Genomic DNA, 12,336 nt, shown 5'->3' with positions numbered 1-12,336 from the left:
TCCCGCCCCGCGGGCCGGGCATCGTCCTCACCCGCCGCTGCGCAGGGTCAGACGCAGGGCCAGGCGGATCAGCTCCTCACTGCCCTCGGCCTCCCCTTCCACCTTGCTCACCAGGCGGCTGGCCTCCTGGGGCTTGTAGCCCAGGGCCACCAGGGCGGCCACCGCCTCCTCCGCCGGGTCCGGAGACGCCGGGGGCGGGGTCCCCGCGGGCAGAGCGGCGGCCTGGCCATCCTGGGCCAGCCCCACACGGTCGCGCATCTCGATCACCAGGCGCTCGGCGGTCTTGCGGCCGATGCCCGGCAGGCGCGTGAGGGTGGCGGTGTCGCCGTCCACGACACAGCGGTGGAAGGCCTCGGCACTCATGCCGGAGAGGATGGCCAGGGCCATCTTCGCCCCCACCCCGCTGACGCGGATGAGGCTGCGGAACAGGGCCCGCTCCCGGGGACTGGCGAAGGCGTAGAGGATATGGGCGTCCTCGCGCACATGCAGATGGGTGTGCAGCACCGCCTCCCCGCCCACCTCCGGCAGTTCGCAGAAGGTGGACAGGGGGGCCTCCAGTTCGTAGCCCACACCGTTCACCTCCAGCAGCAGCTGGGGCGGCTGCTTCACCGCCACGATGCCCCGCAGGCGCCCGATCATCGCCCCCTCCCGGCCAGGGCCGCCGGCAGGCGGGCCAGGGTGGCCTGGGTGTGGGCGTGGCACAGGGCCACCGCCAGGGCATCGGCGGCATCGCTGGCGGGGCGCCGGGACAGGGCGAGGATCATGGTCACCATGTGCTGCATCTGTTCCTTGGTGGCGGCACCGGTGCCCACCACCGCCTGCTTGATGACCCGGGGGCCGTATTCCGCCACCGCCAGCCCCTCCTGCACCCCGGCACAGATGGCCGCGCCCCGGGCCTGGCCCAGCTTCAGGGCGGAGTCGGGGTTACGGGAGACGAAGACCTGTTCGATGGCCATGACCTCGGGCCGGTGCTCGTGGATGAGGTCCTGCACGCGGCGGAAGATGCAACCCAGGCGTTCGGGCAGACCCTCCCCCTGCACCCGCAGGCAGCCGCTGTCCACCCAGAGGCTGCGCCGGCCGTCGCTGTCCACCACGCCAAACCCGGTGACGCGGGAGCCGGGATCGATGCCGAGGATGCGCATCAGCGCCGTCCCGCCTGCCGGGATGACTCCCTCATCCGGCGGCGTCCTGCATGACCTCGTCCGGGAAGTCGGCGTTGGTGTAGAGGTTCTGCACGTCGTCCAGGTCATCCAGCATGTTCAGCAGCTTGAGCACCTGGTGGGCGCTGTCCGGGTCCAGGGGGCTGGCGCTGGCGGCGCGCATGGTCACCTCGCCGCGCTCGGGCTTCAGGTCCGCGTCGATCATGGCCTGGCGCACGTCATCGTACTGATCGGGTTCGGTCAGGACCTCCACGGAGCCGTCGTCGTTGACCACCACGTCCTCGGCCCCGGCCTCCAGGGCCGCCTCCATGATGCGCTCTTCGTCCGCTCCCGGGGGGTAACTGAGCACCCCGGTCTTGTTGAAGAGATAGGCCACGGAACCGTCGGTGCCCAGATTGCCGCCGCACTTGCTGAAGGCATGGCGCACCTCCGAGACGGTGCGGTTACGGTTGTCGGTCATGCAGTCCACCATGATGGCGGCCCCGCCGGGGCCGTAGCCCTCGTAGCGGATCTCCTCGTAGTTCACCCCCTCCAGTTCCCCGGCGCCGCGCTTGATGGCCCGTTCCACCGTGTCCTTGGTCATGTTGGCGTCCAGGGCCTTGTCCACCGCCAGGCGCAGCCGCGGATTGGCGTTGAGGTCGGAGCCCCCCATCCGGGCGGCCACGGTGATCTCCTTGATCAGCTTGGTGAACAGCTTGCCGCGTTTGGCGTCCTGGGCATTCTTGCGGTGCTGGATGTTTGCCCACTTACTGTGTCCGGCCATGTGCTCTCTCGTTCAAAGGTGTCTGGGATGTCTCTTCATGGGCCCTCAGGAACGCGGGGAGGAACGGAGATCAAACGCCCCGGACCGCAGGAAGGCGGCCACGGCCCGGGCCACGGGTTGCGAGAACAGCAGGCCGAAGTGGCTGTAGGGCACGGTCAGATGGGCCTGCAGCCCGCTGATGCGCGTCTCCTCCACGGCGATGGTGCCATCCCCGCGGGCCCTGCGCCCCTTGCCCAGGAACCGGCCCACCCCCATGCCGCGGGAGCCGGCGATCATGCCCAGTTCCCGGATCCCCTTCCAGCGGGGGACGTCCCCCAAAAGCCCCCCCTGGATACTGCGCCCCAGGACCCAGCGGGTCAGCGGCGTGCTGGCCAGGGCCGCGGCCACCCGGCTGCCGGACACGGGGGTGCCCAGCATGACGATCCGCCCCGGCTTCTGCACGGGGTGGTGGTGAAAGAGGTGCAACACCACGATCCCCCCCAGGCTGTGGGCCACCAGGTGGATCACATCCGCATCCAGGGACTGCAGAAAGGCGTCCAGCCTGGCGGCATTGGCCCGGGGGCTGGCCAGGATACTGGAGTAGCGGAAACGGTGCACGGCAAAGCCCTCCCCGCGCAGGCGGCGGCACAGCAGGCCCATCTCCAGCCCCGTCATCCACAGGCCGTGCAGACAGACCACCGCCTCACGCATGGCGGACCACCGCCTCGGGTACGAACCGGAGGATGGCCTCGGCATCGCTCCAGGAGGTGGCCCGGGCGGCGGCCTCCCCGCGGGGCAGCCAGATGCAGGCATCATGTTCCAGGGGGCTCAGGGTCACCTCTGCCGCCTCCTCCGTCTCCAGGGTGAACTGGTGTTCCAGATTCTCGCATACCCCCGGGGCATAGCGCGCCTTCCAGGGGCCCGCGATGGGAAACCGCACCTGCCGGTGCCGGTCCACCAGGGCGGCGGGATCCAGACCGGTCTCCTCCCGCACCTCCCGGCGCGCCGCCTCCCCGGGGGATTCCCCCCACTCCAGGCTGCCGGTGACCGACTGCCAGAAGCCGGCGGGCCGGCAACGGCGCAGGAGCAGCACCCGCCCGCCGGGGTCGTGCACCACCACCAGCACCGACTCGGGACGCTTAAAGTCCATGGATCAATACTTTACAGGGGAACGCCCTACAGGAAAAGGCACCTTCAGAAGGTGTGGCTGGTGCCGGCATACACCTTGCTCTCACGGGCGTCGATGCCATAGGCATAGTCCAGCCGCAGGTTGGTGCGCACGAACCACTTGAGATTGATGCGCAGCCCCACCCCCACCCCGGCATGCAGGTCGGACAGATCCACATGGCGGCGGGGCCAGACCCCGCCCACGTCCACGAAGCCCACGGCACGCAGTTCCGGATTGCCCAGGACCGGGCGCAGGTATTCGGTGTTGAGCAGCGCGAGTACGTCCCCCTTGCGGTAGTCCCGGGGATAGCCCCGCAACTGATCGCTGCCCCCCAGGGAATGGGGCTCGCCGCCAAAGGCGCTGCCGCTGGCCAGCGCCAGGCGAAAACGGTAATTGAGGTTCGATGGCAGGGGTCCCTCCTCCAGAGGACGGTAGGCCCGGTAATCCAGGGACAGGGACTGATGCCCCCGGGAGGAGCCCAGCGCGGGGCTGCCCAAGGACAGTCCCGCGCCATAGGCCACCCCCTCGCGGCGCACCCCCAGGTCCGTCACATCCGTATAGCGCAGACTGCCGGACCAGGTGATGTCCCGGGCCCCGTCGGGGATCGGGCCGGGGACCTGGAGGCGCTCATACCGGCGCTGCTCCCAGGCCACCCCCAGACCGGCGCGCCAGCCGGAACTGGGACCCCGGCGATCCAGCCAGCGGGAGACGGATACCCCCAGGCGCCGGATCGTCTCATCGTAGGGCACATGCTCCGACTCATCCGCCCCGGACTCGTTCAGGTGCTCGTCCTTGACCTCCAGAGCCACCCCCCAGGCGGACCCCGGCAGACGCGGCACCTCGTAACTCAGATCCAGACGCCGGGAGCCCTCCGCCGAGGCATCGCTGCCGGCATCCTCCCATTCCAGCAAAAACCGCAGTTTCTGGTTCAGCCCCAGGAAGTTGTCGAAACGCAGATCGCCGCCGTAACGCACATCGCCATCGGAGGTGCGGCTCAGGCGGGGCAGCGGGAAGAAGTAATACTTCTCCTCCAGATGGTAGACGACGCTGGCCTTCTCCCCGGTGGTCTCCACCCGGGCCTGCACGGACTGGAACAGCCCCAGGTTCATCAGGGCCTGGCGGGTCTCCTCCACCGCCTCGCGATCCAGGGGATCCCCTTCTTGAAAGAGAAGTTCCTGACGCAACACCGTGTCCCGGGTGACCTCGTTGCCCTCGAAGCGGATCGACTCCACCACGAAGGCCTCCTGCGCCCCGGCCCCGCATAGGCCGGACATCCACAGGAGCAGCCCAAGCCCCGTGGCCCGCAACCCCCCGCCCGTACAGCATCCCATGCCCATCGTCCCTCTCATCGTTCAGCGTCCGCCCAGCGAGCGCCGCAGCAGCCGCCGGACCGTGAAGATCCCGGCCAGCAGCACCAGGAGCACGATCACCAGGGTCCCGTAGAACCCCAGATAGGGCTCCAGCAGGCTCCACTGGGCCCCCAGGCAATACCCCGCCAGGGTCAGCACCAGGTTCCATCCCAGGGTGCCCAGCAGGGTCAGCCAGAGGAAGGGCGCGAAGGGCATTGGCAGCAACCCCGCCGGGATGTTCACCAGGCTGCGGATGCTGGGCAGGAGCCGCCCCAGGGCCACGAACCAACGGCCGCGCCGGGCGAACAAGCGGAGGATGCGGTCCAGATCCGATTCGTGCAGCAGCAGCCAGTGGCCATGGCGAACCATCCAGGCCCGCACCCGGGCCTCACCGGCGCGGCGCACCACGGCATAGATGATCAGGGAACCGGCGGTGCCGCCGGCCGTGCCCGCCAGCACCGAGGGCCAGAACCCCAGCATCCCCTGGTGCGCCAGAAAGCCCACGAAGGGCATGAGGGCCTCGGGGGCCACCACCAGCATGAGCACCCCCAGGGCCCAGTAGCCGTACTCGCGCACCACCTCCGTGGACAGTTCCTCCGGGGACATGGGCCCCTTCAGCCCAGACGCAGGGTCTTGAGGTTGACGAAGGCGAGCATGCCATCCCGTCCCAGTTCACGCCCGTAACCGGAATCCTTCACCCCGCCAAAGGGCAAGGCCGGGTCGCTCTTCACCAGGGCGTTGACGAAGGCGTTGCCGCAGGCCAGGCGGCGCGCCACCGCCTCGCCCCGTTCCGGGTCCCGGGTCCAGACGCTGCCCCCCAGGCCGAAGCGGGTCTCGTTGGCGATGCGCACGGCGTCCGCCTCGTCCCGGGCCCGGATCACCGTGGCCACAGGGCCGAAGAGTTCCTCGTGATAGGCCCGGGCCTGCGGCGTCACCCCATCCAGGATGGAAGGGGCGTACCAGGCCCCCTTGCCGGGCAGGGGGCGACAGCCGGTCACCGCCACAGCCCCGGCGGCGAGGGACTGCTCCACCTGGGCATGCAACTCGTCCCTCAGATCCTCCCGGGCCATGGGGGCCAGGGTGGTCTCCTCCCGGGTCGGATCCCCCGGGACCAGGGCCTCCACACCGGTCCGCAGCCGCTCCAGGAAGGCCTCCGCCACCTGCGGCAGCAGGATGAAGCGCTTGGCCGCGATACAACTCTGACCGGCATTCTGGAAGCGGGAGACCAGGGCCTGTTCCACTGCCCGGTCCAGGTCGGCATCCTCCAGGACGATGAAGGGGTCCGATCCCCCCAGTTCCAGCACCGACGGCTTGAGGGCCTCGCCGGCGGCGGCGGCCACCGCCCGGCCCGCCTTCTCGCTGCCGGTGAGGCTGACGCCGTGAACCCGCGGGTCGGCCAGGATCCCGGCCACGGCGCTGGCGGGCACCATCAGGCTCTGGAAGACCCCGGCGGGGAGGCCCGCGTCGCGAAAGACCTCCTCGATGGCCAGGGCGCAGCGGGGAACGTTGGAGGCGTGCTTGAGCAGTACGGTATTCCCCGCCAGCAGGGTCGGTGCGGCAAAACGGAAGACCTGCCAGAAGGGGAAGTTCCAGGGCATGACCCCGAGGATGGTCCCCAGGGGCTGATGCACCCGCAGGGCGCGTCCCCACGCCACCTCCATGGGCTCGTCCACCAGGAAGGCGGCGGCGTGGTCGGCGTAGTAGTCGCACACCGTGACGCAGCGGTCGATCTCGGTGCGGGCCTCCCGCAGGAGCTTGCCCATCTCCCGGGTGATCCTCCCCGCCAGGGTCTCGCGGCGCTCGCGCAGGAGCCCGGCGGCGCGGCGCAGATACGCCACACGCTCGTCCAGGTGCAGGGCCCGCCAATCGGCGGCGGCACGCTCCGCCGTGGCGAGGGCCTTGTCAATTCGCACCCGGTCCCAGGTCTCGAACACCTCGAGCACGGAACCGTTGGCGGGATTGACAGAACTCATGGGCACAGGTGAACTCCTCTGCAAATGTTGAAGCCTTACCATAATATATTGCGCCCCACCCGGGGGATCGGAATGATCAACCCGGTTCCGTTTCCGCCGGCCCTGCCCCGGCCGTGCGAGCGCCGTCGCCCGGGACGCCCGCACGTCATGCAACCAAAAAGGAACGTCTTCCGATGAATATCCGGACGGTCTGTGTCCTCGGAGGGACCGGCTTTGTCGGTCGCCACCTGGTGAAGGCCCTCTCTGCGGCCGGCCTGCAGGTCAAGGTCTTCACGCGCCGTGCCCATCGGGCCCGCCCCCTGCTGGTCCTGCCCGGTGTGGTGCTGGTGGAAACGGACTACGGCAACGTCACCGATCTGCAGCACGCCTTTGAGGGCAGTGATGCCGTCATCCACTTGGTGGGGATCCCCGACGGCGGTGCCAAGCTGCAGCGCCGGGTGCACGTGGACCTGCCCCGCACCGTGGTGGAGGCGGCGCGGCTGGCGCGGGTGCAGCGCCTTTTGCACATGAGCGCCCTGCATGCCGATGCCCACGGCGGCGCCAGTACCTTCCTGCGCACCAAGGGGGCCGGCGAGGATCTGGTGCATGCCATGGCCGAGGAGGTGCACGTGACCAGCTTCCGCCCCGCCCCCATCATCGGCCGCGGGGACGCCCTGCTCACCCCCCTGGCGGCCCGCATCCGGGAACGCCGGCGGCTCGTGCTGGCCAACGCCGGGGCGCGGCTGGCCCCGGTCTATGTCATGGATGTGGTGGAACGGCTCGTGCAGGCCCTGTTCAGCCCCCACCGGGGCGGGGAGCGGCACGACCTGTGCGGCCCGCAGAGCTACACCCTGGCGGAACTGGCCACCTACGTGGCCCACACCCTGAACCATCCCTGCCGCATCCTGCCCCTGCCGGACGCCCTGGCCGGCCCCCGGGCCTGGCTCACGGGCCATCTGCCCGGCAACCACGCCGGTCTGGACCGGCACCGCACCCTGCGGGTGGGGGCCCAGTGCCCGGCGGGGGATCCCTGCCCCACCCCCCTGGAGACCGTGGCCGCCGATGTGCTGGTCCCGGATGACCGGCAGGGTCACCTGCAGCAATGGCGCAGCCGCCCCCACTGATCCCCATGGAGACCTATCTGGTGGGTGGTGCGGTCCGGGACGGACTCCTGGGCCTTGAGGTGAAGGAGAAGGACTGGGTGGTGGTGGGGGCCACCCCGGAGGCCATGGCGGCCCGCGGCTTCCGCCAGGTGGGGCGGGATTTCCCCGTCTTCCTCCACCCCGGGACCGGCGAGGAGCATGCCCTGGCCCGCACCGAACGCAAGACGGGCCCCGGCCACCGGGGCTTTCAGGTGCATGCCGATCCGGGGGTCACCCTGGAGGAGGACCTGGCCCGGCGCGACCTGACCATCAACGCCATGGCCCGGGATGCCCGGGGGCACCTGGTGGACCCCTTCGGCGGCCGGCGGGACCTGGAGGACCGGCTGCTGCGCCATGTCTCCCCCGCCTTCAGCGAGGACCCGCTGCGGGTGCTGCGGGTGGCCCGTTTCGCCGCCCGCCTGGCCCCCCTGGGTTTTCGCGTGGCGGACGAGACCCTGGCCCTCATGGGGCACATGACCGCCAGCGGTGAACTGGACAGCCTCACCCCGGAGCGGGTCTGGCGGGAGACGGAGAAGGCCCTGATCAGCGATGCCCCCGCCGTCTACTTCCGGGTGCTGCGGGCCTGCGGGGCCCTGGGCGTGCTCTTCCCGGAGCTGGAGGCCCTGTTCGGTGTCCCCCAGCCCCCCCGCTACCATCCGGAGGTGGACACGGGCGTACACACCTTCATGGTGCTGGAGCAGGCCGCCGCACTGTCCCCGGACCCGGTGGTGCGCTTCGCCGCCCTCACCCACGACCTGGGCAAGGGCACCACGCCGGCCGAGATCCTGCCCAGCCACCGGGGGCACGAACAGCGGGGCGTGGGTCTGATCGACGCCCTCTGCGCGCGCTACCGCATCCCCAACCGCTACCGCGATACGGCCCGGGCCATGTCCCGTTACCACGGCCACATCCACCGGGCCTTCGAGTTGCGCCCGGAGACCCTGGTGCGCACCCTGGAGGACCTGGATGCCTTCCGCCGTCCCGAACGCCCGGACGCCATCCTGCTGGCCTGCGAGGCGGACTACCGCGGCCGCACCGGCTTCGAATCACGCCCCTATCCCCAGGCGGATCATGTACGCCTGGCCCTGGAGCGCTGCCAGGCGGTACAGGCCCGGGAGGTGATGGCGGACGGCTTCCAGGGACCCGACATCCGCAAGGAGATGCACCGGCGCCGGGTGCGGGCCGTGGGTCGCCTGCGGGAGGAAGGCCGCGGCTGAGCAGTCCTCAGAGCCGCCGGCTCAGATCCCGGCCGGTGAACCCGTCCAGGGGCACGGACATCCCCCGGCCCAGGGCCATCACCTGGAACCGCTCCCCCATCTCCGAGGGCAGGGTGAGCATACGCACCTGGGCCGCCAGGGCCACCTGCTCCCCGGGGTCCTCGCTGGCGCGGGCGGCCAGCACCGACTCCAGCCCCGCCCCCATGAGAAACCAGGCCTGAGAGGTGTAGCCCAGCAGCGCGAGGCCCGCCGCCCGGCCCGCCTCGGCCACGGCGGTGAAATCCACGTTGGCGGTGATGTCCATCAGGCCGGGCCAGGCCAGGGGGTCCTCCAGCGCGCGGTGGCGGTAGTGGGCGATGAGGGTGCCGCGATGGCGCTCGGGGCTGTAGTACTCGGCCCGGGGATAGCCGTAGTCCAGGAGCAGGACCACCCCCTGCTCCAGGGACTCCCCCAGGGCGCGCACCCATGGCCCCAGCCCCGGGTTCCATTCCGAGAGGTAATCCGGCGGCCAGGTGTCCCCCAGCTCGGCCCGCAGCGCCGCAACCCGCTCCGCCAGGGCCTCCCCCGCCGGGCGCTCGGCCCACTCCAGTCCGCGTTCGCCCATGCAGACCCCCCGCTCCTGCACCTGGGCCCCATCCCAGCGGAAGACCTCCACCGGCATGGCGTCCAGCACCTCGTTGCCCAGCATCACGCCCCGGAAGCTGCCGGGATCGGGCAGGGTGTCCCGCCAATGCACCCGCGCGCGCAGATCCGGGGGCAGTTCCGCCACTGCGGCCTCCTGGCGCTGGCGCAGATCCGGGCTCGGCTCCAGGATGGCGTAGGCCTGCGGCAGGGTCCCCAAGTCATCCAGGGCCCGGAGCATGTCCACCGCCAGGCGACCGCTGCCGGCACCGAACTCCAGGATGGAACCGCCGTCCAGGGCCCGCAGCACCTGGGCACACTGGCGCGCCAGGCACTGGCCGAAGACCGGCGAGATCTCCGGGGCGGTGACGAAATCCCCGCCCCGCCCCAGCTTGTGGCTGCCGGCGGCGTAGTAGCCCAGCCCCGGGGCATACAGGGCCAGCTCCATGTAGCGGCGGAAGGACAGCCAGCCGCCTCCTGCGTTACTCTCCTCCTGAATCTGCCGTGCCAGCCGTCGGCTGACCTTCAGGGCCTCGGGATCGGGTTCGGGCAGCGGGGAATCCACGGACATGGGTACGGTCCAACAAGATTACGGGGATACGGGCCGGGATTGTCGCCCCGGGGACGGCGGGGCTCAAGGGCGCTGCGCATCGCGCCACGGCCGCAAGAGGGAGCCATAAGCGTGGAACAGACAACGGAAAAACCCCTGCAGGGGCGCACGGCATTGATCACGGGTGGGGCACGGCGCATCGGCGCCAGCATTGCCCGCAGCCTGCACGACGAAGGCATGGACCTGGTGATCCACTACCGCCGCTCCGGCGAGGCGGCCCTCCAGCTGCAGGCGGAACTGGAGGCCCGGCGTGCGGGCTCCGTGCACCTGGTGGACGGGGAACTCCTGGAGACGGGCGGACCGCAGCGTCTGGCCCGGGCGGCACAGGCGGCCTTCGGGCGGGTGGACGTACTGGTGAACAACGCCTCCACCTTCTATCCCACCCCCCTGGGGGAGATCACCGAGGCCCACTGGGACGATCTCATGGGGACCAACCTCAAGGCGCCCCTGTTCCTCTCCCAGGCCCTGGCCCCGGCCCTGAGCCGCAGCGGCGGCTGCATCGTCAACATCGTGGACATCCACGCCCTGCGCCCCCTGCAGGGCTACCCCCTGTACTGCGCCGCCAAGGCAGGGCTGTGGATGCTCACCCAGGCCCTGGCGCGGGAACTGGGTCCGCGGGTGCGGGTCAACGGCATCGCCCCCGGGGCCATCCTCTGGCCGGAGGCGGAGGAGAACGCCGCCACCCACCAGGAGATGATCCAGCGCACGGCCCTCAAGCGCGAGGGCTCACCGGAGGATATCGCCCGCACCGCGCTGTTTTTGATCCGCGATGCCCACTATATCACCGGCCAGCTCATCCCCGTGGATGGCGGACGCACCACCACCCAGTGATCCCGGACCCCGCTCAGCGGGGGACGTCGTTCCAGGGAAAATCCACCCGGTGCAGCCACTGCCCGCCGGGCTCGAACCCGGCCCAGAGGGACCCGATGCTGCATCCCAGTACGGGATGGGGCAGGTCCGCGGCGATATCCGCCAGGGGGCACAGGACGAAGGCGTGGCGGAGGATATCCCCCCGGGGCAGCTGCGGCCGTTCCCGGATGCAGTCCCCCAGGAGCAGCAGGTCCAGATCCAGGGTCCGGTCGGCGAAACGGGCACCGCCGGAGCTGCGGCCGTGGCGCGCCTCCATGGTCTTGAGCCGGTCCACCAGGTCCTCGGGGGAGAGCCGGGTGTCAAACCCCGCCGCCAGATTGTAGAAGGGCTGGCCGTCGAAACCCACGGCCCCGGTCTCGTAGACGGGGGAGAAGGTCACCGCGCCGAAGGCCGCCCGCAGTTCGTCGGCGGCGATGTGCACGTGCCGGGTCCGGTCCACATTGGAGCCGATGCTCACGTAGGCCCGGCGCAGGGGGGAGTGTGCCGTCATGGGGTGCGCTCCCCGCGCTCGATGACCACCCCCACCTCCCGGGCCCCGCGCACGGCCCCGGGCTTGCCCAGGGTGAGGCGAAGCCAGGGGATGGGGAACTCCCGCAGGAGCATTTCGGCGATGTCCTCGGCCATGGCCTCCACCAGTTCCCGCTGATTCCCCTCCACCAAAGCGATGACCCGTTTGGCCACTGTCTTGTAATCCAGCACATCCTGGATGCGGTCACTGCCGGCCCCGGCCCGGATGTCCGTGCCCATCTCCAGGTCGATGCGCACCTGCTGGCGGATGCTGCGCTCCCAGTCGAAGATCCCGACCGTGGTCTCGACCCTCAGATCGCGAATGTAGACAATATCCATGGGATGCGACTATATACGCCGGCCCCGGCGGGGACCAGTCCCGGCCGGGGCACGGGGACCCGCGGGACTTGCCCCCGAGGGGGGTATCTGCTACTGTTCTGCGCCTTTCCAATCAGCCTGGTTTTTCCGGAGAACACCCCATGGCCCGAGTCTGCCAAATCACGGGTAAGCGCCCGATGAGCGGGAACAACGTGTCCCACGCGCACAGGAAGACCCGTCGCCGCTTCCTGCCTAACCTGCACGAACACCGCTTCTGGGTGGAGAGCGAGAACCGCTTCGTCAAGCTGCGCCTGAGCCAGAAGGGGATGCGCATCATCGACAAGAAGGGCATCGACAGCGTCCTGGCGGAGCTGCGGGCCCGCGGCGAACGAATCTGAAGGAGACAAGACGATGGCAAAAGGCATCCGGGAAAAGATCCGACTGGTCTCCAGCGCCGGCACCGGTCATTTCTACACGACCACCAAGAACAAGCGGAACATGCCCGAGAAGATGGAGATCAAGAAGTTTGATCCCGTCGTGCGCAAGCATGTGATGTACAAGGAAGCCAAGATCAAGTAAGGCCTCCCCTTCCGGGCTGATTCACGCCCCTCTCCCGGGGCGCCCCCTCCGGCCGCCCCCTGGGCGGCCGGATCGGTTTCGGACCCTGCCGACACACCAGC

At 70.1% G+C, this 12,336-nt stretch carries 16 protein-coding genes; 5 read left to right on the top strand and 11 right to left on the bottom strand.

Features of this window, described 5'->3' with window-relative positions:
* Positions 1-27: 27 nt before the first annotated feature.
* From ruvA to CKO33_RS04060, 8 genes are read right to left on the bottom strand one after another with little or no spacing between them, the layout of a single operon-like run.
* A complete protein-coding gene (ruvA, locus tag CKO33_RS04095) occupies positions 28-639 on the bottom strand; it encodes a Holliday junction branch migration protein RuvA (protein WP_200179563.1) in 612 nt (203 codons plus the stop codon).
* Positions 636-1,142: a crossover junction endodeoxyribonuclease RuvC gene (gene ruvC / locus CKO33_RS04090; RefSeq protein WP_200179562.1), complete on the bottom strand. Its 507-nt coding sequence runs from the start codon at positions 1,140-1,142 to the stop codon at positions 636-638. Before ruvC ends, ruvA begins: the two co-directional genes overlap by 4 nt.
* Positions 1,143-1,173: 31 nt before the next feature.
* Complete coding sequence (locus tag CKO33_RS04085; protein ID WP_200179561.1) at positions 1,174-1,923, bottom strand: YebC/PmpR family DNA-binding transcriptional regulator; 750 nt, start codon at positions 1,921-1,923, stop codon at positions 1,174-1,176.
* 45 nt (positions 1,924-1,968) lie between these two features.
* Positions 1,969-2,613 carry an esterase/lipase family protein gene (locus CKO33_RS04080; RefSeq protein WP_200179559.1) on the bottom strand — a complete coding sequence of 215 codons (645 nt, stop codon included), beginning with the start codon at positions 2,611-2,613 and terminating at the stop codon, positions 1,969-1,971.
* On the bottom strand, positions 2,606-3,052 hold the full coding sequence (gene nudB / locus CKO33_RS04075; RefSeq protein WP_200179557.1) for a dihydroneopterin triphosphate diphosphatase: 447 nt from the start codon (positions 3,050-3,052) through the stop codon (positions 2,606-2,608). The genes CKO33_RS04080 and nudB overlap by 8 nt, the downstream gene beginning before the upstream one ends.
* Positions 3,053-3,096: 44 nt before the next feature.
* Entirely contained in the window at positions 3,097-4,401 is a 1,305-nt protein-coding gene (locus CKO33_RS04070; RefSeq protein WP_200179555.1) for a BamA/OMP85 family outer membrane protein, read from the bottom strand.
* A 21-nt stretch (positions 4,402-4,422) separates the two neighbouring features.
* A complete protein-coding gene (locus CKO33_RS04065; RefSeq protein WP_200179553.1) occupies positions 4,423-5,025 on the bottom strand; it encodes a DedA family protein in 603 nt (200 codons plus the stop codon).
* An 8-nt stretch (positions 5,026-5,033) separates the two neighbouring features.
* A complete protein-coding gene (locus tag CKO33_RS04060) occupies positions 5,034-6,398 on the bottom strand; it encodes an aldehyde dehydrogenase family protein (RefSeq protein ID WP_200179551.1) in 1,365 nt (454 codons plus the stop codon).
* A gap of 167 nt (positions 6,399-6,565) precedes the next feature.
* On the opposite strand from CKO33_RS04060, the gene CKO33_RS04055 reads away from it, so the two are divergent.
* Together CKO33_RS04055 and CKO33_RS04050 are read left to right on the top strand one after the other, a co-directional pair.
* Complete coding sequence (locus tag CKO33_RS04055) at positions 6,566-7,495, top strand: NAD-dependent epimerase/dehydratase family protein (RefSeq protein ID WP_200179550.1); 930 nt, start codon at positions 6,566-6,568, stop codon at positions 7,493-7,495.
* Positions 7,496-7,500: 5 nt separating this feature from the next.
* Entirely contained in the window at positions 7,501-8,730 is a 1,230-nt protein-coding gene (locus CKO33_RS04050) for a multifunctional CCA addition/repair protein (protein ID WP_200179690.1), read from the top strand.
* A gap of 7 nt (positions 8,731-8,737) precedes the next feature.
* On the opposite strand, the gene CKO33_RS04045 is transcribed toward CKO33_RS04050, so the two are convergent.
* Entirely contained in the window at positions 8,738-9,922 is a 1,185-nt protein-coding gene (locus CKO33_RS04045) for a class I SAM-dependent methyltransferase (RefSeq protein WP_200179548.1), read from the bottom strand.
* A gap of 111 nt (positions 9,923-10,033) precedes the next feature.
* Here CKO33_RS04045 and CKO33_RS04040 point away from each other — a divergent pair, with 111 nt between their 5' ends.
* On the top strand, positions 10,034-10,792 hold the full coding sequence (locus CKO33_RS04040; protein WP_200179540.1) for a pteridine reductase: 759 nt from the start codon (positions 10,034-10,036) through the stop codon (positions 10,790-10,792).
* Positions 10,793-10,805: 13 nt separating this feature from the next.
* Here the strand turns inward: CKO33_RS04040 and folK are convergent, their stop codons facing one another.
* Positions 10,806-11,321, bottom strand: a complete 516-nt coding sequence (folK, locus tag CKO33_RS04035; protein WP_242472460.1) for a 2-amino-4-hydroxy-6-hydroxymethyldihydropteridine diphosphokinase — start codon at positions 11,319-11,321, stop codon at positions 10,806-10,808.
* Positions 11,318-11,677: a dihydroneopterin aldolase gene (gene folB, locus CKO33_RS04030; RefSeq protein WP_200179538.1), complete on the bottom strand. Its 360-nt coding sequence runs from the start codon at positions 11,675-11,677 to the stop codon at positions 11,318-11,320. Before folB ends, folK begins: the two co-directional genes overlap by 4 nt.
* Before the next feature lie 140 nt (positions 11,678-11,817).
* Here folB and rpmB point away from each other — a divergent pair, with 140 nt between their 5' ends.
* Together rpmB and rpmG are read left to right on the top strand one after the other, a co-directional pair.
* Entirely contained in the window at positions 11,818-12,054 is a 237-nt protein-coding gene (rpmB, locus tag CKO33_RS04025) for a 50S ribosomal protein L28 (protein WP_090485025.1), read from the top strand.
* A 13-nt stretch (positions 12,055-12,067) separates the two neighbouring features.
* Positions 12,068-12,235 carry a 50S ribosomal protein L33 gene (gene rpmG, locus CKO33_RS04020; RefSeq protein WP_090485023.1) on the top strand — a complete coding sequence of 56 codons (168 nt, stop codon included), beginning with the start codon at positions 12,068-12,070 and terminating at the stop codon, positions 12,233-12,235.
* Positions 12,236-12,336 lie beyond the last annotated feature (101 nt).

The sequence above is a fragment of the Ectothiorhodospira mobilis genome (assembly GCF_016584115.1).
GTDB classification, from domain to species: Bacteria; Pseudomonadota; Gammaproteobacteria; order Ectothiorhodospirales; family Ectothiorhodospiraceae; genus Ectothiorhodospira; species Ectothiorhodospira mobilis.
This window is presented reverse-complemented; position numbering and strand designations above follow the sequence as displayed.